The sequence below is a fragment of the Marinobacter pelagius genome (genome assembly GCF_900114925.1).
Taxonomy (GTDB): domain Bacteria; phylum Pseudomonadota; class Gammaproteobacteria; order Pseudomonadales; family Oleiphilaceae; genus Marinobacter; species Marinobacter pelagius.
Genome location: NZ_FOUR01000011.1, coordinates 14,140 through 35,005, shown reverse-complemented (window position 1 = coordinate 35,005; position 20,866 = coordinate 14,140). Strand labels below are relative to the sequence as shown.

23 protein-coding genes are annotated in these 20,866 nt (G+C 60.9%); 15 read left to right on the top strand and 8 right to left on the bottom strand.

What is annotated here, in order from left to right; all coding sequences use genetic code 11:
- Window position 1: 1 nt before the first annotated feature.
- From thpR to BM254_RS17105, 7 genes are all read left to right on the top strand, one after another.
- Window positions 2-571 (top strand): RNA 2',3'-cyclic phosphodiesterase, encoded by a 570-nt coding sequence (thpR, locus tag BM254_RS17135; RefSeq protein WP_092006741.1) that lies wholly within the window; start codon window positions 2-4, stop codon window positions 569-571.
- A 42-nt stretch (window positions 572-613) separates the two neighbouring features.
- Entirely contained in the window at window positions 614-2,182 is a 1,569-nt protein-coding gene (locus BM254_RS17130) for a bifunctional GNAT family N-acetyltransferase/carbon-nitrogen hydrolase family protein (protein WP_092006738.1), read from the top strand.
- 107 nt (window positions 2,183-2,289) lie between these two features.
- On the top strand, window positions 2,290-2,682 hold the full coding sequence (locus tag BM254_RS17125; RefSeq protein WP_092006735.1) for a hypothetical protein: 393 nt from the start codon (window positions 2,290-2,292) through the stop codon (window positions 2,680-2,682).
- A gap of 17 nt (window positions 2,683-2,699) precedes the next feature.
- Window positions 2,700-3,308, top strand: coding sequence for an ABC transporter ATP-binding protein (locus BM254_RS17120; protein WP_092006732.1), 609 nt, complete (start codon window positions 2,700-2,702; stop codon window positions 3,306-3,308).
- On the top strand, window positions 3,295-4,098 hold the full coding sequence (locus BM254_RS17115; RefSeq protein ID WP_092006729.1) for an ABC transporter permease: 804 nt from the start codon (window positions 3,295-3,297) through the stop codon (window positions 4,096-4,098). The genes BM254_RS17120 and BM254_RS17115 overlap by 14 nt, the downstream gene beginning before the upstream one ends.
- Window positions 4,099-4,161: 63 nt before the next feature.
- Window positions 4,162-5,151 (top strand): CobW family GTP-binding protein, encoded by a 990-nt coding sequence (locus BM254_RS17110; RefSeq protein WP_175497298.1) that lies wholly within the window; start codon window positions 4,162-4,164, stop codon window positions 5,149-5,151.
- A gap of 2 nt (window positions 5,152-5,153) precedes the next feature.
- Window positions 5,154-5,807, top strand: a complete 654-nt coding sequence (locus BM254_RS17105) for a class I SAM-dependent methyltransferase (protein WP_175497297.1) — start codon at window positions 5,154-5,156, stop codon at window positions 5,805-5,807.
- A 12-nt stretch (window positions 5,808-5,819) separates the two neighbouring features.
- Here the strand turns inward: BM254_RS17105 and BM254_RS17100 are convergent, their stop codons facing one another.
- The 3 genes from BM254_RS17100 to BM254_RS17090 form a co-directional block, all read right to left on the bottom strand.
- Window positions 5,820-6,815 (bottom strand): PA2778 family cysteine peptidase, encoded by a 996-nt coding sequence (locus BM254_RS17100; protein ID WP_092006726.1) that lies wholly within the window; start codon window positions 6,813-6,815, stop codon window positions 5,820-5,822.
- 12 nt (window positions 6,816-6,827) lie between these two features.
- Window positions 6,828-7,229 (bottom strand): PA2779 family protein, encoded by a 402-nt coding sequence (locus BM254_RS17095; protein WP_092006723.1) that lies wholly within the window; start codon window positions 7,227-7,229, stop codon window positions 6,828-6,830.
- A gap of 71 nt (window positions 7,230-7,300) precedes the next feature.
- Window positions 7,301-8,365, bottom strand: coding sequence for a hypothetical protein (locus BM254_RS17090; RefSeq protein ID WP_092006721.1), 1,065 nt, complete (start codon window positions 8,363-8,365; stop codon window positions 7,301-7,303).
- Window positions 8,366-8,521: 156 nt separating this feature from the next.
- Here BM254_RS17090 and BM254_RS17085 point away from each other — a divergent pair, with 156 nt between their 5' ends.
- From BM254_RS17085 to BM254_RS17075, 3 genes are read left to right on the top strand one after another with little or no spacing between them, the layout of a single operon-like run.
- The gene (locus tag BM254_RS17085; protein ID WP_245777470.1) at window positions 8,522-10,117 is read left to right on the top strand and encodes a serine/threonine-protein kinase; all 1,596 of its coding nucleotides are present in this window, start codon (window positions 8,522-8,524) and stop codon (window positions 10,115-10,117) included.
- Window positions 10,117-10,869: a PP2C family protein-serine/threonine phosphatase gene (locus BM254_RS17080; protein WP_092006718.1), complete on the top strand. Its 753-nt coding sequence runs from the start codon at window positions 10,117-10,119 to the stop codon at window positions 10,867-10,869. The genes BM254_RS17085 and BM254_RS17080 overlap by 1 nt, the downstream gene beginning before the upstream one ends.
- Before the next feature lie 11 nt (window positions 10,870-10,880).
- Window positions 10,881-11,231: an FHA domain-containing protein gene (locus BM254_RS17075; protein ID WP_092006715.1), complete on the top strand. Its 351-nt coding sequence runs from the start codon at window positions 10,881-10,883 to the stop codon at window positions 11,229-11,231.
- Between the two features lie 18 nt (window positions 11,232-11,249).
- Here BM254_RS17075 and BM254_RS17070 read toward each other — a convergent pair whose 3' ends face one another.
- The gene (locus tag BM254_RS17070) at window positions 11,250-11,975 is read right to left on the bottom strand and encodes a glutamine amidotransferase (protein WP_092006712.1); all 726 of its coding nucleotides are present in this window, start codon (window positions 11,973-11,975) and stop codon (window positions 11,250-11,252) included.
- A gap of 251 nt (window positions 11,976-12,226) precedes the next feature.
- Between BM254_RS17070 and BM254_RS17065 the strand changes: the two genes are divergently transcribed.
- A complete protein-coding gene (locus BM254_RS17065; protein WP_245777469.1) occupies window positions 12,227-12,721 on the top strand; it encodes a CAP domain-containing protein in 495 nt (164 codons plus the stop codon).
- 21 nt (window positions 12,722-12,742) lie between these two features.
- Here the strand turns inward: BM254_RS17065 and BM254_RS17060 are convergent, their stop codons facing one another.
- From BM254_RS17060 to BM254_RS17045, 4 genes are all read right to left on the bottom strand, one after another.
- On the bottom strand, window positions 12,743-13,465 hold the full coding sequence (locus BM254_RS17060; RefSeq protein ID WP_092006709.1) for a YebC/PmpR family DNA-binding transcriptional regulator: 723 nt from the start codon (window positions 13,463-13,465) through the stop codon (window positions 12,743-12,745).
- 132 nt (window positions 13,466-13,597) lie between these two features.
- A complete protein-coding gene (locus BM254_RS17055; RefSeq protein WP_092006706.1) occupies window positions 13,598-14,398 on the bottom strand; it encodes an oxygen-binding di-iron domain-containing protein in 801 nt (266 codons plus the stop codon).
- A 147-nt stretch (window positions 14,399-14,545) separates the two neighbouring features.
- Entirely contained in the window at window positions 14,546-14,974 is a 429-nt protein-coding gene (locus tag BM254_RS17050; RefSeq protein ID WP_092006703.1) for an SRPBCC family protein, read from the bottom strand.
- 92 nt (window positions 14,975-15,066) lie between these two features.
- On the bottom strand, window positions 15,067-15,987 hold the full coding sequence (locus BM254_RS17045; protein WP_092006701.1) for an AraC family transcriptional regulator: 921 nt from the start codon (window positions 15,985-15,987) through the stop codon (window positions 15,067-15,069).
- Window positions 15,988-16,102: 115 nt separating this feature from the next.
- On the opposite strand from BM254_RS17045, the gene BM254_RS17040 reads away from it, so the two are divergent.
- From BM254_RS17040 to BM254_RS17025, 4 genes are all read left to right on the top strand, one after another.
- On the top strand, window positions 16,103-17,596 hold the full coding sequence (locus BM254_RS17040) for a CoA-acylating methylmalonate-semialdehyde dehydrogenase (protein ID WP_092006698.1): 1,494 nt from the start codon (window positions 16,103-16,105) through the stop codon (window positions 17,594-17,596).
- A 79-nt stretch (window positions 17,597-17,675) separates the two neighbouring features.
- Window positions 17,676-18,842 carry an acyl-CoA dehydrogenase family protein gene (locus BM254_RS17035; RefSeq protein ID WP_092006695.1) on the top strand — a complete coding sequence of 389 codons (1,167 nt, stop codon included), beginning with the start codon at window positions 17,676-17,678 and terminating at the stop codon, window positions 18,840-18,842.
- Window positions 18,843-18,963: 121 nt separating this feature from the next.
- Window positions 18,964-19,743, top strand: a complete 780-nt coding sequence (locus BM254_RS17030) for an enoyl-CoA hydratase (protein WP_092006692.1) — start codon at window positions 18,964-18,966, stop codon at window positions 19,741-19,743.
- A gap of 20 nt (window positions 19,744-19,763) precedes the next feature.
- Window positions 19,764-20,834, top strand: a complete 1,071-nt coding sequence (locus BM254_RS17025) for an enoyl-CoA hydratase/isomerase family protein (RefSeq protein ID WP_092006689.1) — start codon at window positions 19,764-19,766, stop codon at window positions 20,832-20,834.
- Window positions 20,835-20,866: the final 32 nt, after the last annotated feature.

The following is a 20,866-nucleotide window of genomic DNA, read 5'->3' as shown; positions in this document are numbered from 1 at the left end:
CGTGCCCCGGGTGTTTTTCGGGGTGGAAATCCCGTCGGAGGTCAAAAAGCGCTTGCTGGCGCTCAAGACTCCGATCAACGGAGCCCGATGGCAGAGCCGTAATCAGCTGCACATGACCCTGGTCTTTATCGGAAGCGTAAAGGATGAGGACCTGGATACGTTGAGCTACGTCGCTTCCCTGGTTTCCATGCCTGCTTTCGAAGTGGAAGTGACCGGTTTGGGCGCCTTTGGCCGCCCGGAGCACCCCCGGAACCTCTGGGCCGGGGTCTCCCCCGAGGCACCGGTGGCGGAGCTGTATGGTCAGCTGTCCGCCCAGGTGGCGGCTGCCGGGTTCGAGACCGAGCACCGCGGGTTCCGGCCACATATCACAGTATCCCGGTTCCGCAAGCAGGCCGCCTCGATTGTGAGCCTGCTGGAAGAGCACGGGCAGGACCGGTTCGGGGTTCTTCCGGTGACGGAATTTGTCCTGTTCGGAAGCGCCCCGGGAGCCGGCGGATCGGTATATACCGTGATCGAACGTTTCCCGCTGCAGCCACCGCTTGACGAAACGGATCAGCCCGACCAAATATGAGTGCATGCCCCCGCGCATTTCCGCGCCTGCTTCGAGGTATGTATGTGCCCACCGTTTTCCGATCCCGACCAGCGCCTTTTTGTTCGCAACGCCACCCTTGATGATATTCCCGGCATCATCGAACTGAGCCGCCGGGTCTACGAGGGTACCGGCATGTACGGCTACACCAAGGGGCCGCTGACCGGGCAGATCAATACCTTTCCGGAGGGGCAGTTTGTCGCCATGCTGGGAGACCAGGTCGTGGGCTACTGCGCCACTTTCCGGATTGCCGGCGAGGTGGCCCTGGCCCGCCATGACTGGACGTCGATCACCGGCAATGGTTACGCCTCCCGCCATGACCCGGAGGGCGACTGGCTTTACGGCATGGAGGTGTGTGTTGATCCGGAGTGCCGCGGGTACCGGATAGGCGAGCGTCTTTATAACGAGCGAAAAAACCTGTGCCAGACCCTGAACCTCCAGGGCGTGGTGTTTGCCGGGCGTTTGCCTACCCTGCGCCAGAAACCGAAGAAATACGGTACGGTGGAGGCCTATGTCGATGCCGTCCGTAACAAGGAACAGAAAGACCCTGTGCTGTCGTTCCAGATGCATCAGGGCTTCGAAATCCACGACATCATTCCCCACTACCTGGATGCCGACCATGATTCCATGGGCTATGGCATTCACCTGGTCTGGCGCAATCCCAAGGTTCCCCAGAGCGGCCAGGATGAAAAGCGCAAGCGATACGGGCACCGGATGCCGGACACCGTGCGCATCGGCACCGTCCAGTACCAGCAGCGGCCGGTGGCTTCGTTCGATGAGTTCAGCGAGATCGTTCGTTACTTTGTGGATGTCGTCTCCACCTACAAGGGCGATTTCGTGGTCTTTCCCGAGCTGTTCACCCTCCAGTTGCTGTCCATCGAGGCCCGTGGCGGCAGTCCGGCGGAGGCGTTCTCGGCGGTGACCCACTACGCCGAACGCTACCGGGAGCTGATGCGGGATCTGGCGCTGCGCTACAACATCAACATCGTGGCGGGCTCGACACCGGTACGGGAAGAGGATGGCACCATCCGGAACATGGCCCATGTGTTCCTGCGGGATGGCCGGGTATACACCCAGCCCAAGATTCACCCGACACCCAATGAGGCCTACTGGTGGAATGTGCGTGGCGGCAACCGCGTGAATGCCATTGAAACCGATTGCGGCACCATCGGGGTGCTGATCTGCTATGACGCGGAGTTCCCGGAACTGGCCCGGCACCTGGTGGATCAGGGGGTGAGCATCATTTTCGTGCCTTTCTGCACCGATGAACGTCAGAGTTACCTGCGGGTTCGCTACTGCTGCCAGGCACGGGCCGTGGAGAACCAGGTCTACGTGGTGTTGTCGGGCAACGTTGGCAACCTGCCCAACGTGCCGAATATGGAGATCCAGTACGGCCAGAGCTGCATCCTGACCCCCTGTGACTTCCCCTTTGCCCGGGACGGCATCGCGGCGGATACCGAGCCCAATGTCGAGACGGTGGCGTTCGCAGACCTGCGGCCGGAGACCCTCATCACTGCCCGGAACAGTGGAACGGTGAAGAACCTGCAGGATCGCCGGCACGATCTCTACAGCGTGAACTGGCGGGGCGAATAGCCCCGGTTGGCGGTTGTGGCTGGTACTCGAAGCCGGTCTCTGCCATATTGTTGGCCGACTATGGCCGCTGGCCAATCCGCTTTTAAAACAACAAGTTCAGGGGCTCCATGGAAAAGACCCGGATTACCATTGTCGCGATCACAGGCATTGTCCTGTTCTTTCTTGCCAACTACCTGTGCCGGTTCCTGCTCGGTTTCAGTGGCCTGCTGGCCTCGCTGATCATTGCCGCGGCCATTGCCGCCTACATGGGTTTTTCGGTGGCCAGGGCGCTGGAACGCATGCCCATGGCCGAGGAAAAATCCCGGCTGCTCTGGATCTATGGCGGTTTCCTCGGGGCCTTGTTTGCCGCCTTTGCAGCCTGGCTGTTCCTGGGCGAGGGCTTTGATGCGGTGGTGTTGGCAACCCTTTTCCTGCATTACCTGCCGTATCCCGCCCTGGCACATGTTTTCCTTTCCGAGGGGCTGATGCGCCGCTTTCTCGGCAACAAGCACAAACCCTGATCACCGGAGCCCCGGATTTGAGTGAGCTACGCCTGGACACGGTATCGGTTGGCACCTTGAAAGAAGTCTCGTTGCAGGTTGGAAGCGGGGCGGTGGTGTGCATCTCCGGTGCCTCCGGAAGCGGCAAGAGTCGTTTGCTGCGGGCAGTGGCCGATCTGGAACCCCATGACGGCCGGGTCTACCTCGATGATACCGAACAGGGTTCCTTGCCGGCCCACGAATGGCGCAAACGGGTGGTGATGATTCCGGCGGACAGCCAGTGGTGGTTTGATGAGGTCGGCGCCCACTTCGCCGAGGATGCCCGTCACACCATGCCCGAAGCCCTCGGTTTTCCTCCCGGGGTGATGGACTGGGCGGTGAGCCGGCTGTCCTCCGGTGAACGCCAGCGCCTGGCCCTGTGGCGTGCGCTGGCAATGGCGCCGGAAGCACTGTTGCTGGACGAGCCAACGGCGAACCTGGATGAAGACATGACGGCCGCCGTGGAAGCCTGGTTACTGGATGAAATCCGGCGCCGGAACCTGGCCGTGCTCTGGGTGGCCCATGATCAGGGGCAGATCCGTCGGGTCGCGAACCACCACTACCGCATCAGCGGGTCGCAGCTGGAGTGGGTGAATGGAAGTCATTGATCTTGCCTGGTGGAAGCTGGGGCTGGCCGCCTTGCTGGTGCTGGCGCTTGCCGGCGTCAGCCTGTGGGCCAGGCTGGGTATCACCCGCAGCCTGCTCATCGCCAGTGCCCGTACCGGCATCCAGCTGGCCCTGATCGGGCTGGTGCTGGAAGCGCTGTTCGCCTCGGCCAGGCTGTACTGGATAGCCCTGTTGGCCACGGTCATGCTGCTGGTGGCGGGCAGGGAAGTGATGGCTCGACAGCAGCGGCGGCTGCGGGGTATCTGGGCGTTCGGGATCGGCACCGGCGCGATGTTTGTCTCCTCCTTTGCCGTCACCGTACTGGCCCTGACGGTGATTATCGGTCCATCGCCCTGGTATGCCCCTCAATACGCCATCCCCCTGCTGGGCATGATGCTGGGCAACACCATGACCGGGGTGGCCCTGAGCCTGGATCGCCTCAACGAATCCGTCTGGCACCAGCGGGCGGTCATCGAAAACCGGCTGATGCTTGGGCAGACCTGGCGTCAGGCGGTGGAGGATATCCGCAAGGATGCCATGCGGGGAGGCATGATGCCGTCGATCAATGCCATGGCTGCCGCCGGCATCGTCAGCCTGCCTGGCATGATGACAGGCCAGATCCTCGCCGGCAGTCCACCCGCGGTCGCGGTGAAGTATCAGATACTGGTGATGCTCATCATCACAGTCGGCACCGGTTTTGGTGCCCTGATGGCGGTGTCCTGGGGCAGCCGTCGGCTGTTTGACGAGCGCGAGCGGCTCCGGCTGGACCGGCTGGTGAAAGTGGGTAAGTGAATCGAGGCTGGTCAACGCCGCAGCGAGGTTGTTATATTATAACAATTTCGAGGCCCATAACCGATGCCGGACATTTCCCGCCCCATTCCAACCAATCTGATCCTGGGTTTCCTCGGTGTTGGCAAGACCACCGCCATTCTCGATCTGCTCCGGCAAAAGCCGGAACACGAAACCTGGGCGGTACTGGTCAACGAATTTGGTGAAGTCGGCATCGATGGCGCGCTGCTGGAGACCGAAGGGGCGTTCGTCAGGGAAATACCGGGCGGGTGTATGTGTTGCGTGGCGGGTTTGCCCATGCAGATCGGCCTGAATCAGCTGATCCACAAGGCCCGACCGGACCGGCTGCTGATAGAGCCGACGGGGCTCGGCCACCCTTCCCAGATTCTGGATACCCTGACCAGCGAGCACTACCGGGACATCCTGGCGATCGGCCCGGTGATTACCCTGGTCGATCCCCGCAAGCTGGAAGATCCGCGGGTACTGGAGAATGTGCAGTTCCGGGACCAGGTCGCCGCCGCCGATATTCTCGTGGCCAACAAGACCGACCTGTGTACCGACGCCCAGCTTGCGCACTTCGATCAGTGGGCCGCAGCCCTGAAGCCCGCCAAACAGCAGGTGTTCCATACCCGGCATGGGCAACTGTCACCTTCCTGGCTGGATGGCAAGGCGGAGCCCCGGGAAGTGAGCGATCCCCACGCCCACCATCACCACCATGGCAAGGCTGCGACGCCGGTGCCGGATATCGAAGAGGAACCCTGGCAACTGGTCAGTAACCGGGGGCAGGGGCATTACAGTCTTGGCTGGCGGGTTCACCCGAAACTGGTGTTCGACGAAAACCTGCTGATGGCCCTGGCCATGGATGAGCGTATCGTGAGATTCAAGGCCGTGGTGCATACCCTGGACGGCTGGCGGGCGATCAACATGGTGGATGGGGCGCTGTCGGTATCGCCGTCCGAGCCCCGTGAGCTCACCCGGATCGAGCTGATCAGCGCGGTTGAGCCCGACCGCCGGGAGTTCGATCAGGCGCTCCGGTCTGCAGCGGGGCTGGACTGACCATGGCCAGCGCCGAACTGTCCCGTTGCCCGGTCTGTCTCGAGGGCCATCCGGAATTTTTCCGGCAGATCGGCAAGCAGGTCTACCTGCGGTGCCCCACCTGCCTGGCGACAATCATGGCGCCGCAATCCCGGCTGACCGCAGGGGAAGAAAAGCAGATCTACGAACTCCATGAAAACGACCCGGAAGACGCAGGTTACCTGCGATTTCTTTCGAAACTGGCCGATCCGCTGACGGAACGACTGCCACCCGGGGCAGAGGGACTGGATTTTGGCTGCGGGCCGGGCCCGGCCCTGGCCGGAATGCTGGAGGAGGCCGGTTTTGCCATGGCGCTTTACGATCCCTTCTTCCACCCGGGCATGGCGAGTCTGGACCGATCCTACGATTTCATTACCTGTACCGAAGTGGTGGAGCATCTTTACGAGCCGGCCGAGGTTTTCAGTCTGCTGGGCCGGTTACTCAGGCCCGGCGGCTGGCTGGGTATCATGACCTGTTTCCAGACTGACGATGAGCGGTTCGATAACTGGCACTACCGCCGGGACCCGACCCATGTGGTGTTCTACCGGCAGGCTACTTTCGAATGGCTGGCACGGAAGTACGGCTGGGCGCTGGAAGTTCCCGTGAAGGATGTGGTGCTGCTGAGAAAAGGCCGGTAATCACCGGCCTCTTCACTGCGTGGGTACCGGGCAGGATGGCAGCGCCGGGCAGTTCTCGCCGTCGCCGGTTTGCCCGGTACCGAAGGCTGCCTCTTCCTTGCCAAACCGTTCCGGTGACAGGCTCCGGGCGCAGGAAAGGGCGGCGGTTGCCTGTACAGGGCAATCCGCCTGCTCCAGGGTATACGCCAGATTGTTCCAGCCCTCGGCGTAGTCCGGAAATTGCTCTACCACCCGCCTGAAATGGACCACCGCCCCGGACCACTGCTGTTGGCCGTAGGCCAGGTTTCCCTGGGCCATGATGGGCGCCGGTTGTTTCGGCCAGGTCTGCTCCGCGGTCTGGTAGGCACTGAGTGCCGCCCGGGTATGCCCGGTGGACTCCAGGTCGTGCGCGGCCCTGAGGAACGTGAGGGGTTCTGCCGTGGCGGGTATCTGCTCCGGAGGCAGCACCACGACGGCCCAGCGCTCGGCCCGGCTCCAGGTGGCATGGAAAGCCTTGTAGGGCATGGCGTGCTGTTTGCGGGTATCCGTGTTTAGGATGATGGTTTCATCGTCACTGTCGAAGCCCACTACAACGGCAAAATGCCATTGGGGCCACCAGTCGATGAGCAGGTTCTGCATGACCAGCACCGGATTACCGGCACTGACTTCCTCGAGAACGGCCTCCAGTTTCGGCTCCAGCGGGTACACAACCATGTTGTGGGAACGGGCTCCCGCCACCATCTCAACCTGCAGCGAGCCTTCCCGGGCGGGAATGTACACCAGCTCGTTGAGCACATCAGGGTCGGTTTCGAGTCCCTGGCTGTTCAGCATCATGGCCAGGGAGGCGGGGCCGCACTGGTATTTCTCCTGGGCGTAGAAGGGCACATCTTCCAGGAGAACACGGTTGGGCAGTACAGGCTTGCCAGCCTCGGATTCAGGTTCCGGCCAGGGCGGTGTGGAGGCACAGCCTGCCAGCAGGACCAGCCCGGTCAGGGCCAGGAGCCTGCTGGCAATCCTCAGTCGATACATCAAAACGTTCGATCAGCGAATACAGTTGATGAACGAGAAGATGTTGGTGGCACAGAGCATGTCGGTGATGATGAACACCAGCAGGAACAGCACGATAATCCCCACCACATCCTGGCCGGCGGGCGCTTCTGCCAGCTGTTGCTCGAAATCGGCCAGCTCGGTCGGTGTCAGGTTCTGGATCCGATCCGCCACCTGATCCTTGCTCACCCCCATCTCTGCCAGCTTCTCCTGCACTTCCTGTTTTTCCAGCATGTTCAGGAGTTGTTGCCGGTCCAGTTCGGTCTGTTGCTGCTGAATGATCTCTCCGGTCCCGACCATGCCGGCATGGGCGGTGGTCGAGAAAGTAGTGGCCATGGCCATGAGTACGGCCATCACCAGTGAAACCTGCTTCAGATAATTACGTATCTCGGACATTCCAGGCTCCTTCTTGTGTTGTTCTCTAAAACAGTAGGTTCAGATATGTATTCGTTCAACATACAAAATTGTCATGGTCGCCGGACTTCAAGGCGCCGCTCGGGCCAGTGGAGGATCGCTGACCGGCGAATCATCTTGCTCGCAAGCTGGGGAAAGGCCTCTTGAATCACCCCGGCTGCGAAGTCCCCCAGAAAGTCCGACTTGAGAACAGCACGTGCTTTCTGGGGCCCGGGTTCCGTATAGGGTGCTGACGAGAGTAGTAAAAAACCGTCATCGGGAATCCGGCCGCTGTCCATGTTGTTCTGGATGATGCCGGCAGCCTGGCGGATTGGGTGGGACAGATCCGGGCTATACGGGCCAATGATCAGGGCCAGGTTGGGGGCATGCAGGAAATCGAAGCCGCGCCCGAGGCAGATCACCCACTCCCGGTGTTCGATATCCAGTTCCCGGTCACTCTGGCGAATCTTGTGGATATGGCGGATATTGCCCTGGACCAGTGGTAGCAGGTCCCGCTGAACCGGCGCGGGCATGTCCGGGCAGAGTGCTGCGATCTCTGCATCCACAGTATCGATGCGGTCCAGGGGTGCATGAGCCAGATCCAGGGTGCGCTCGTGCCGGCCATGGAGAATCAATGCATCCTCGTCGGTTTCAAAACCGCAGACCAGTGGATAGACGGTCTGGTGATCCCTGCCGAACAGGGTTTCCAGTTGGTCGCGAATCCTGAAGGCATGGGCCCGGGCCTCGTTGGTATCGCAGTCGAAACCGGCGCACCCGCGCTCCCGATGCCCCCGTGAAAAATGGTAGGTGATGATGACCAGGGCGCGCCGGCCCTGTTTGACCGCTTCCTGCACGGTGTCTGCCAGCAGGTCGCCCAGGTAGGGCCAGCCGAGTTCGAAGATGCCCCCGAGGTTGCGGAACGGGTGAATGACACCCAGAGGAGTCTGCGTCGCGTAGGGCAGGTGAATGCGCCCGTCCATGCACTTCATGGCAATGATCAGGGTGTCGTGTTCTGCCAGGTAGCGCTGACGGGACAGGTAGTTGTCAGGGCTGCAGAAACTGGCGGAGTGTTTGCGGCTGAGCTCCATCAGCCAGTCGATGCGGTCACTGATCGGTCGCGTGTGTATTGCCGTGGTCATTGGCTGGGGCCCTGATGCTCAAGGTTTTTAAACTCTACTATACGTGACCTCGCTCGCAGGTAAACAAACCCTTACAAAAAACGCCGGCCGGCAACTGTCCCATCATTGGTTCGCTTTCTAAACTAGTCGGATCAATCATTTACAACGAAGTTGCCTGTGAATCCGTTATCACATCCGTTATCGAGCCTGTTCAGTCTGCGTTCGCTCGTGGTCGCCCTTGCGGCTGTCTTTATCGTGGCCGGCGAACAGATCCCCTGGGTGGCCTGGCTGGACAGGGAGCTCCTCGAATTTCTGGGTTCTGAAGAGTCTGGTGGTCTCGATCTGCCAGTCTGGGGCCGGCTTGCAGTTGATGCCGGCCTGGTAGTAACCGCGGGCTACCTGGTCTTTGCCATCCCCCGGATGGGTGCCGCTGTTTCGTTGCCGGTGACCCTGCTGCTGGGCGGTGGCCTGCTGGTGCTCCAGGCGGCGCTGATGTTCTATCACAGCCTCTGGCTACCCCTGGGAGAGATCAACACCCTGCTGGCGGTCGGGTATGTGATCATGCTGTTCTGGTTGCAGCCATACCGGCAGATTCGTTCGCTCACGGAAAACGCCAGGGAGGCCCGGCTGAGGCTGGGCCAGCTATTGCTGGACCAGGGGCAGACGGATGAAGCCCTCGGGGCTATCGCCCGCTGTCCCGAAGGGGAGGAGAGCCTTGATCTGCGCTACCGAATTGCCCTGCAGCAGGAGCGCAAGCGTCAGTACGACAAGGCGATACAGACCTACCAGGCCATCGTCTCCCGCAAGAAAAAATTCCGCGATGCAGCCGAACGCCTGGCCGCACTGGAGAATCTTGCCTCCGGGTCGGCAGGAGCGGCAGCCGGCAGCTTCGACGCTACCCAGACTCTGGTGATGCCGGACCAGTCGGTCAGTCGGCCAACGCTGGGGCGCTATGAAATCCAGCGGGAACTGGGCCGTGGCGCCATGGGAGTGGTGTACCTGGGCCGGGACCCTGCCATTGCCCGCACCGTTGCTATCAAGACCCTGAGCTACCAGGCCTTTGAAGGTGAGGAGTTACAGGCTCTCAAAAGCCGCTTTTTTCGTGAGGCGGAAGCCGCAGGCCGGCTCAGCCATCCGGCCATCGTTACCGTTTACGATGTGGGGGAAGAGGCGGACCTGGCCTATATCGCCATGGATTACGCCCGTGGCCGGCCCCTGAGTGAATTTGGCCGGGCCGGGCGACTGCTGCCGCTGGCGACGGTGCTGGATGTGGTCGCGCAGGTGGCGGATGCCCTGGCTTATGCCCACGAGCAGAAGATCATTCACCGGGACATCAAACCGGCGAACCTGATCTACGATCCGGACAGCGGTGATATCCGGGTTACCGATTTCGGAATCGCCCGGATCGCTGATGATTCCGTCACCCGGACCGGAAGCGTGATGGGCAGCCCCCTGTACATGTCGCCTGAACAGTTGAAAGGGCAGAAAGTGACGAGTGCCTCGGACATCTACAGCCTCGGGGTTACCCTGTACAAACTGGTGACCGGGGAAACCCCATACCAGGGCGATACCCTGGCCAACCTGACTTACCAGATTCTGAACAAGCGCCCGCGCAGCGCCCGTTCGTTCAACCCCGATCTGCCCGGTGGTGTGATCAGGCTGATCAACAAGGCCATCCAGCGTGAGCCGGACAAACGTTTCGCCACCGCTTCCGAGATGGCCGAAGCACTCAGACGCCAGGCACAGCGCGAGGCAAGGGAGGTAACCTCCTGATGGACTATGACATTGCCGGCGACTCCCACGTAGGGTCGGTGCGCCAGACGAATCAGGACAGGGTGGATTGGCGGCGCGGCCATGACGGTCGCCAGGTTTTACTGGTGTTGGCGGATGGTATGGGAGGCCACCAGGGCGGCGAAATGGCCAGTCAGCTTGCGGTGGCGGCGGTGCTGGATTCATTACTGCCCGCGCTGTCAGCCTCCGTGGTTCCGGACTCGGTGGCGGTCCGGGAAAGGCTCGACGCTGCTTTTTCTCTCGCTGCGGCGAGGATACAGGAGGAGCAGGCCAGGGAACCCCGGCTGGAGAAAATGGGCACGACCCTGGTGGTGGTCTGGGTCATCGACAGTACCGCCTTTATCGCCCATATCGGTGATTCCCGCTGTTACCTGATCGCGGACACCGGCCCCCGGTGCCTGACCCGGGACGATACCGTGGTCCAGAACATGATCGAGGATGGCAGCATCAGCGCAGCTGAAGCCCCGAGGGTGCCGTTCCGGAACGTGCTCACCCGGGCCGTGGGTGCCTCCGACGACGCCACGCCCAGCTTCCGGGTGCAGGAGCTGGCACCGGGGGAGGGGCTGCTGCTGTGTTCCGACGGGCTCACCGGAGCGCTGCCGGAGGCCCGGTGGGCCGAAATCATGGGGCAGGGCGCGGAGGCAGATGATGCGGTGCAGGCGCTGATCGACCAGAGCCTGGAAAACGGCGCCGGAGACAACGTCTCCGTTGTTTTAATGATGTTGAAGGACTGAGGAATACGAGAATGGCATCACTTTCACAGCTGGTGGACAACGTGGTGGTCCACACCTTTGAGCTGGAACAACCCCTGACCCGGATCGGACGGCGACCGGACAATGACATCCGTATCGACGAGATTTCCGTGAGTGGGCAGCACGCTGTCATTGAAGCGTCACCCAATGCCTATCTCGAGGGCACGATTGATTTCTATATCGTCGACAGCAACAGCACCAATGGCACCTTCGTGAACGATCTCCCCGTGGAGGGGAGGCAACGTCTCAACAGTAACGACATGATCCGGGTTGGCTGGAACGAATTCCGGTTTATCGATGAGGATGAGAACACCCTGGAGAAGACCGCCTATATCCTCGACTGACCGGCGGTCTTCCATCCGTCAGGCCCTATTCTTCAGGACCAGCTCGGAGAAGCGCTGCAGAAGCCCGCTTGCCTCGGGAGCCGGCGCGACTTCATTGAGCAGCGCCTGCGCATCCAGCCCTTCCCGGTCCAGATCCGGCGCCTGGACTTCCAGGTAGGCCCGCATGATGGTGTCGGAAAACTCCGGGTGGAACTGCACACCCCATGCGCATTCACCCACCCGAAACGCCTGGTGCGGCTCGAAATCGGACTTGCCCAGCAGCACGGCATCAGGGGGCAGTCTCAGGACCGACTGCTTGTGGGTCAGTTGCGCCCGGAAGCGCTTGGGCATCGAGTTGAACAAGGGATCCTGCCCGGCCTCGGGATACAGTTCGACGATTCGGGTGCCGGTTTCGCGGCCCTTCGGATGGTAGCCCACCTCTCCGCCGAGGGCATGGGCCAACAACTGGTGGCCGTAGCACACGCCCAGCACTGGCACGCCGGCGTCTACGGCCTTTGCCAGCCACGCTGCTGCGTTCTCGCTCCAGTCTTCCCGGTCACTGACCATCGCAGGTGAGCCGGTCACCACGATTCCGTCCCATTCCGTTGGATCCCCGGGTTGTTCACCGTCGGGAAGATTCACCACGGTAAGATCGAGGTCGGGGACCAGGCCCCTGATGAACCAGTCCTCGAAATCGCCGAACCGGGCCCGGATATCGGCGTAGGTGGTCCCGGTTTTCAAAATCAGAACTCGTGTCTTTTCCATCTGTCAGTTCACTGGTAGTGCAGGGTAAGTGGATACATGTCGGTTCGGGCAAGCTTTGTAAGGAATTGTAGTTTCGTGGATCCAATCCCGGGAAGCATTCGTTAATTTGCGTACTTTTCCACAATTTAACCGGAACGGCGGTCCAGAATTCAATGAGTACATCCTCAAGGTTGTTGTTTTTAGTTCTTTCGACGGTTTTGATTGCCGGTTGCGGCGGCGGATCCGGTGGCGGTGGGTCATCGGCGTCGACTGTGTCGGACAGCACCGAGAGGAACCGGTCTGCCCCCGAAGAACCGGTCACGATCCTGGTGAACGGTTGCGAGGTGCAGGAATACCAGGCGGCGATGCTGGAGTATGTCAACGCGGCACGCAGCCAGGGCCGCCAGTGCGGATCCGAGTTCTTTCCTGCGGTCGAGCCGGTGGTCTACAACTGCCCGGTTGAAGGGGCGGCGAGCAAACACAGCAATGACATGGCTAAGAACAATTTCTTCAGCCACACCGGCTCGGATGGTCTGCGAGTCGGGGGGCGAGTTACCGAAACCGGCTACGAGTGGTCCGTGGTCGGCGAGAACATTGCCGCAGGATTTGACGATGTGGAGTCGGTCATGACCGGCTGGCTGGAGAGCCCGGGCCATTGCCGGAACATCATGGACGGCCGGTTCACGGGCGTTGCCGTTGTCAGGGTGGATAGCCGGACAGCCGACTATCCGAATTACTGGACCCAGGTCTTCGACAGGCCCCGGTAACGGGGCCGTCATTCCGCCCGGTTAGTCGTTGACTTCGGCGTTGTGGTAAACGTTCTGGACATCGTCCAGTTCGTTCAGCATGTCGAGGAATTTCTCGAACATGGCCACGTCGTCGCCCTCCACCGGGGTGGTGGTTTTCGGCAGGAACTGGATTTCGTCCACGTCGAACTCGATGCCCTCGAAAGCGGCTTCCAGGGCCTGCTTGGCCTTGGCATATTCCGTGTTCGGTGTGAATACGGTGATGCGGCCGTCCTCGTTCTCGATATCCGTCACGTCCACGTCCGCTTCCATCAGGGCTTCAAGCACCGCTTCCTCGTCCTGACCGGTGAAGGCGAAAATCGCGCAGTGATCGAACATGTGGGCAACGGCGCCCGGGGTGCCGATCTTGCACTTGGTCTTGGTGAAGGCCAGACGGACATCGCCAAAGGTGCGGTTCGGGTTGTCGGTGAGGCAATCCACGATCACCATGCAGTTGCCGGGGCCGTAGCCTTCGTACCGGGCCGGAGAGTAGTCCTCGCCGCCACCGCCCTTGGCCTTGTCGATGGCCTTTTCAATGACGTGGCTCGGCACCTGATCCTTCTTGGCGCGGTCGATAAGGCCGCGTAGCGTCAGGTTGGCCTGGGGGTCAATGCCGCCGGACTTGGCGCACATGTAGATTTCGCGCCCGTACTTGCTGTAGACCTTGGTTTTTGCCGCAGCCGTCTTGGCCATGGACTCTTTTCGGTTCTGGTAGGCTCTGCCCATCTGACCTGCCTCTTCTTGCTGTTCAGGAAAACGCAGGATTTTACTCAACAAAACGGTCGGGGGACAGGTTTAATGCCGTTGTGCTGGTTCGAGAGGGGAAACGGGCGGCGACAGGGCCGCCGCCCGGAGGGATCAGATGTAGTCGGTCGGTGGGGTGTAGTTGTCCGGGCCCATCAGGTCGATGCCGCACGGAACATCCGAAACCCAGTTCAGGAACCGCTCCACCATCTCGGGACCTTCGAAGCGTTTGCCATGCTGGGGCACGATCATGCTTACTTCCAGTCCGCGAACCATGTCGGCCCAGAGGCGGCAGACTTTCTGGGAAGCGATATAGCGCTTGTGGAAGCCGATCATGCTGGGAATGTGACGATCGAAATCCTGCACCGGCTTGTGATCGTCCTCGCCCCCCATGGACGCACCGAGATCGCCGGAGAACAGGATCTTGGACACCGGATCGTAGAACTGCAGGTTGCCGACCGAGTGCATGAAGTGCGCCGGCAGGCAGGTCAGGTAGGAATCGCCAAAAGGCACCTTCGCTCCGGCATCCGGGATGCTGACAATCCGGTCGTAGACGCTGCCGGTGAGCTGGTTGGTCACGTAGCTGGAAACCAGGTGCGGCAGGAATCGTGCCCACAGTCGTGAGGTAACAATCTTGGCGCGGGTGTGGACGATCCAGCGGTCGATGGCGCCGATGATGTCCGGATCCTGGTGGGACGCAAATACGTAGTCCATGTCCTTGATGTTCATATAGCGCGAAGCAGCCACGGAGAGCGGGGTGTAGGTCAGGTCTCCGCCCGGATCAATCAGGGCTTCGTGCTTGCCATCGACGACCAGGAACTGGTTGGACTGGACGCCCTCACCGGTTACCAGGGAATCGAACATCAGGCATTTGTGGTGTCCGTCATCGAACAGGACAATGGGCTCTGCTGCCATTACTGTCTCCCGCCAGGATATTGTTTTCGGCCGATTAGCCGGATATTGCAAACCTGGCGGAAGATTACAGAATTGATAAATGCAAATTTTTGCCTCAGGTCAATTCTGTGACATTCATCAAGTAACGGTTTGTTGCCGGCCGGAGTTTCAGGCCAGATCCGGCACCCGTTTGATTCCCCGGCGAATTCCCTGTTCCAGAGCGCTGGAGACCACTTTGCCGGTGAACGGTACAATGTCCTCGAAGCTGATGGTGTAATGCACCCGGGTCTGACCGTCCGGGGTGTCCTCGAAGCGAATCCGGCCCAGGTGATTGCGTATCGGGCTCATGCTGGTGACCGTGTATTCGATCAGCGTTTCCGGCTCGAAGCTGAGGACGGTTTCCTCCAGGCCAATGGGTCCGATGCCGATCTTGCGGACCGAACCGATGCCGTTGGGATCGGCCTGGTCGCTGTCCCGGATCCGCTTTATGGGAGCACCCAGCAGCTTGCCGAAGCGCTGGTGGTCGGCAAACAGGGCGAACACCCGTCGTCGCGGGATGTTGAAGGTTTCGTCGATTTCTATCGTGTACTGTGCCATGGCGCAATCTCTTGTTATTGGCTATGGCCCCAGAGTAACGGTTCGGCGTATTCAACGAAAGTCGTAGACGGGCCGCCTGCCCACTCTGGCCTTCAGTGACGGGCGGTGTGCCGGTAATCCCTGGGCGACTGGCCCATTACCTTCTTGAACAGGCGGGAAAAATAGTAGGCATCGTCGTAACCCAGGCGGCGGCTGATGTCGGCAAAACTCAGGCCGGTGGTATCCAGCATCTGGCAGGCCCGTTCCACTTTCAGGTGCAGAAAATGCTGGATCGGCGAGGTGCCGGTCTGTTCCCGGTAACGGGTGGCAAAGTGTGCCGGGGAAAGGCCCGCCAGATCCGCCAGTTGTTCCAGGGTAAGGCGCTCCTCCAGATGTTCACGCATGTAGTTGTGGATGGTGTCCAGTTCGGACTGGCGTTCGTGGCTGGTTTCATCCGCGTTCAGAGGAACCGCTGCCAGTAGCTGACGCAGGCGGTTGGCGGCATGGATCAGACCACGGGTGCGGAAGCCGGTCTGGCGTACCGAGAGCAGACCGTTGAAATCCACCAGCAGCCGGGGCTGGCGACCCAGGTGCCGGATGCGGGTAGGGCCATCAAATCCCATGTAATTACGGAAGTCCTCGGCCAGCGGGCCGGTGTAGTGCACCCAGTGGATAGTCCAGGGATTGTCCGGATCGGCGGTATAGCGATGGCTGGCCCCGGCCGGCAGCAACAGCAGATCGCCGGCCTCCACGGTATAGGGCTCTCCCGCGACGTTCAGGAAAGCCTTGCCTTCCGTGCAATAGATCAAAAGATTGTCGCGATGGTGCTCCCGGTGCATGTGGTGGCCGGCGGCCTTGCGATAGTGACCGAAGGCCAGTGGATAGAGCTCCCGGGTCAGTGGATGGCTGGCCAGCAGGCGGACGATGGGGTCTGGTACCACGTAACGGACACTGTCTGGCGGTACCGGCCACTGCGAGGTTTGTGCTGTGGATTTGCTGTTCTGAAGTCTGCTCATCGAAAAATAATCCATCATGGGCGAAATTTAGTCAATCACCTCCGGCCAAAGCTCGTGCTAGGATTTTTCCAATCGTGGCCGAACCCCGACGGGCGAGGCTGTTCCCACATAACAACAAACCAGGGATTCCAACATGAAGAATGTTCCCCAGTACATTGCCGGTGAATTCGTCCAGAGCCAGACCAGCAACTGGATCGACGTCACCAATCCTGCCACCAACGAAGTGATCGCCAAGGTGCCGTGCGCGACCGAAGAGGAAATGCGCAAGGCCATCGACAATGCCGGTGAGGTGTTCAAGACCTGGAAGGAAACCCCGGTATCCGAGCGGGCGCGGGTCATGCTCCGTTATCAGGCGCTGCTTAAAGAGCATCACGATGAAATCGCCGAGATCCTGTCCCAGGAAACCGGCAAGACCTTCGACGATGCCAAGGGCGACGTCTGGCGCGGTATCGAGGTGGTTGAGCATGCCGCCAACGTGGCCTCCATGATGATGGGCGAGACCGTCGAGAACGTGGCCCGTGAAGTGGATACCCATTCCTGGATCCAGCCGCTGGGCGTGTGTGCGGGCATCACCCCGTTCAACTTCCCGGCCATGATTCCGCTGTGGATGTTCCCGATGGCCATTGCCTGCGGTAACACCTTTATCCTGAAGCCGTCCGAGCAGGATCCGCTGACCCCGATGCGTCTGGCCGAGCTGTTCGAGGAGGCGGGCGCACCCAAGGGCGTCCTGCAGGTGGTCCACGGTGCCAAGGAACAGGTTGATACCCTGCTGACCGACCCGGCCATCAAGGCCATTTCCTTTGTCGGCTCTGTCCCGGTTGGCCGCTACATCTATGAAACCGGCACCCGTCACATGAAGCGCGTACAGAGCTTTGCCGGTGCCAAGAACCACATGGTGATCATGCCTGATGCGGACAAGCAGCAGGTCATCAACGCCCTGGTGGGTGCCTCCGTGGGTGCCGCCGGCCAGCGCTGCATGGCGATTTCCGTCGCCGTATTCGTGGGCGAGGCCCAGCAGTGGATTCCGGAACTGAAAGAAGCCATGGCCAAGGCCCGTCCGGGTGCCTGGAACGATTCCGGCGCCAGCTACGGCCCGATCATCAGCGCCAAGGCCAAGGACCGTATCGAGTCCCTGATTGCTACTGGCGAGGCCCAGGGCGCCAAGCTGATGCTGGACGGTCGCGGCTGCACCGTTGACGGCCTGCCGGACGGCAACTGGGTAGGACCGACCCTGTTCAGTGAAGTCACTCCGGACATGGACATCTACAAGGAAGAGATCTTCGGGCCGGTACTGTCCTGTGTGAACGTGGACAACCTGGGCGAGGCGATCGACCTGATCAACCAGAGCCCGTACGGCAACGGTACCTCCATCTTTACCAACCACGGTGGTGCGGCGCGCCGGTTCCAGCACGAGATCGACGTGGGTCAGGTGGGTGTGAACATCCCCATTCCGGTGCCCCTGCCGTTCTTCTCCTTCACCGGCTGGAAGGGCTCCTTCTACGGTGACCAGCATGCCTACGGCAAGCAGGCAGTTCGCTTCTATACTGAGACCAAGACGGTAACGTCCCGCTGGTTCTCCAGTGAAGCGACCTCCTCTGAAGCCAATTTCTCCATTCAGCTTCGTTAAAGCGTTGAGGGTGAGGTCTTGGGCCGGAATCTTTTCCGGCCCCTTCTTTTTACCCTTTTGACATGACAGGAGCCTGGTAATGGACTTTAACCTGACCGAAGACCAGCTGGCGTTCCGGGATGCGGCCCGGGCCTTTGCCGAGAAATCCATGGCCCCCCATGCCGCCCAGTGGGATGAGGAGCACATCTTCCCGGTCGACGTGATGAAAGAAGCCGGCGAGATGGGCTTCATGGGCCTTTATACCCCGGAATCCCTGGGTGGCATGGGGCTGTCCCGGCTGGACACCTCGGTGATCGTGGAAGAGCTGGCGGCAGCCTGCCCGTCCACCGCCGCCTTCATCACCATTCACAACATGGCGACCTGGATGGTGGCCAGTTTTGCTTCCGATGATCTGAAGCAGGAGATCGTACCCAAACTCGCCAGTGGCGAATGGCTGGCCTCCTATTGCCTGACCGAACCCGGTGCCGGTTCCGACGCGGCCAGCCTGCGTACCAAGGCCGTTCGCGATGGCGACAGCTACGTGATCAACGGCAGCAAGATGTTTATCTCCGGCGCCGGCAGTACCGACATCCTGGTACTGATGGCCCGCACCGGGGATGCCGACAGTGGTTCCAGGGGCATTTCCACCTTTGTGATTCCCGCCGATGCCGAGGGCGTTTCCTACGGCAAGAACGAGGACAAGATGGGCTGGCACAGCCAGCCGACCCGTCTGGTCAGCCTGGAGAATGTGCGCATTCCCGCCAGTAACCGGGTGGGCGAGGAAGGCGACGGTTTCGCCATCGCCATGAAAGGCCTCGACGGCGGCCGCCTCAATATCGCCACCTGCTCGCTGGGCGGTGCCCAGGCCGCATTGCTTCGCGCCCGCAACTACATGCACGAGCGCGAGCAGTTCGGCAAGCCACTGGCCGCTTTTCAGGCCCTGCAGTTCAAGCTGGCGGACATGGCCACCAACCTGGTGGCGGCCCGGCAAATGGTGCGCCTGGGTGCGTTCAAGCTCGACAGCGGCGACCCGGAAGCAACCCTGCACTGTGCCATGGCCAAGCGCTTCGCCACTGACGCCTGTTTCGACGTGGTCAATGAGGCGCTGCAGCTGCATGGTGGCTATGGTTATATCCGGGAATACCCGCTGGAGCGCTATGTCCGGGATCTGCGGGTGCACCAGATTCTGGAAGGCACCAACGAGATCATGCGCCTGATTATTGCCCGCCGGTTGTTGGACGACGGCGTGGCTGAGGCGATTCAGTGAGTTGAACGCGAAAACGGGGTCAGAAGAAGGCGTTCTTCAGACCCCTCGTGCAAGTTCGAGTCAAACCCCGGGGTCTGATGAAAGCCTTCATCTGACCCCATCTTCAGGAAGGAAAAACAACATGAGCGACCTCATCCAGCTCGAAAAACGCGGACACATCGCAATCCTGACCATCGATAACCCGCCGGCCAACACCTGGACCGCGGAATCCCTGCAAGCCCTGACCAAAACCATTGAAGAGCTCAACGAGGACCGGCATATCTTCGCCCTCGTCGTTACCGGCCAGGGTGAAAAATTCTTCTCCGCCGGTGCCGATCTGAAATCCTTCGCCGACGGCGACAAGGCGAATGCCAACTACATGGGCCAGCTGTTCGGCCAGGCCTTTGCCGCACTGACCGCCTTCCGCGGTGTATCCATCGCCGCCGTCAACGGCTACGCCATGGGTGGCGGCCTGGAATGCGCCATGGCCTGTGATATCCGCATTGCCGAAGAGCATGCCCAGATGGCGCTGCCGGAGGCCAGTGTGGGACTGCTACCCTGTGCCGGTGGCACCCAGAACCTGCCCTGGCTGGTAGGTGAGGGCTGGGCCAAGCGCATGATCCTCTGTGGTGAGCGGGTTGATGCCGACAAGGCCCTGAAAATCGGTCTGGTGGAGGAAGTGGTGCCCGCCGGCAAGGGCCTGGAAAAGGCGCTTGAGCTGGCCGAGGGTGCCTGCAAACAGAGCCCGTCTGCCGTGGCGCGCTGCAAGAACCTGATCATGAGTGCCCGGGATGGCCGCAGTCACACCGATGGCTGGCGCATGGAGCGGGAGCTGTTCGTGGAGTTGTTCTATACCGAGGACCAGCGGGAAGGCGTGAACGCGTTCCTTGAGAAGCGCAAACCGCAGTGGAAGAACCGGTAACCGCCGGGGCGAGGACTGTTATGAGCGATCAACCTATTGTCTTTGAGGAGTGGAAAACCGCGGACGGTTCCATGATTGCCGTGGCCCGGCTGAACACTCCGAAGAATCTGAACTCACTGTCCATGGACATGATTCACCTGCTCAAGCCCCAGCTCCAGCGTTGGGTGAAGGATCCGCAGGTGTGTGCCGTCTGGCTCGAGGCCGAGGGTGACAAGGCGTTCTGCGCAGGGGGCGATATCGTCTCCCTGTACCGCAGCATGACCGAACCGGGCACTGCCAGTGAGGGCGAGCGTTTCTTCACCGAGGAGTATGAGCTCGACTACCAGATCCATACCTTCCCGAAACCCCTGATCTGCTGGGGCAACGGTATCGTGATGGGCGGCGGTATCGGACTCATGGTCGGCGCCTCCCACCGGGTGGTGACCGAGAACTCGAAAATGGCCATGCCCGAGGTGAACATCGGTCTCTATCCCGATGTCGCCGGTGGCTGGTTCCTTAACCGCATGCCGGGGCGCACCGGGCTGTTCCTTGGCCTGACCGGAGCCAGGATCAACGCCTCTGACGCGCTCTTCGTGGGTATGGCAGACCGTTTTGTGAAGCACAGCCTCAAGGAGCGGGTGATCGAGGCGCTCACAGCCAGTGAGTGGCGCGATGACAATGCCCACGCCGTGGTTGGCCGGGTGCTCCGCCAGTATGAGCAGCACAGCCAGGACGCCCTGCCGGAGTCACCGGTTCGGCAAAACTTTGACGAGATCAATCGGGTAACCGATGCCGACTCCCTGGAGCAGGTAGTCAATCAGCTGACCGAGCTGGGCAGCCGCGAGGACTGGATGGGTAAGGTCACCAAGGGCCTTGGCAATGCCTCGCCAACCTCTCTTGCGCTGGTGTGGCGACACCTGCATGGCTGCCGGCACGACAGCCTGAAGGAAGTGCTGGACAAGGAACTGGTTCTGTCCTGCAACTGCCTGAAGAAGGGCGAGTTTGCCGAAGGTATCCGGGCACTGCTGATCGATAAGGATCTGCAGCCCCGTTGGCGCTACGCCTCGCTGGAAGAAATGGACAGCGACTGGATCGACGACTTTTTCAACTGATTGCCGGATCGGCCGCAGGGAACTGCGGCCCA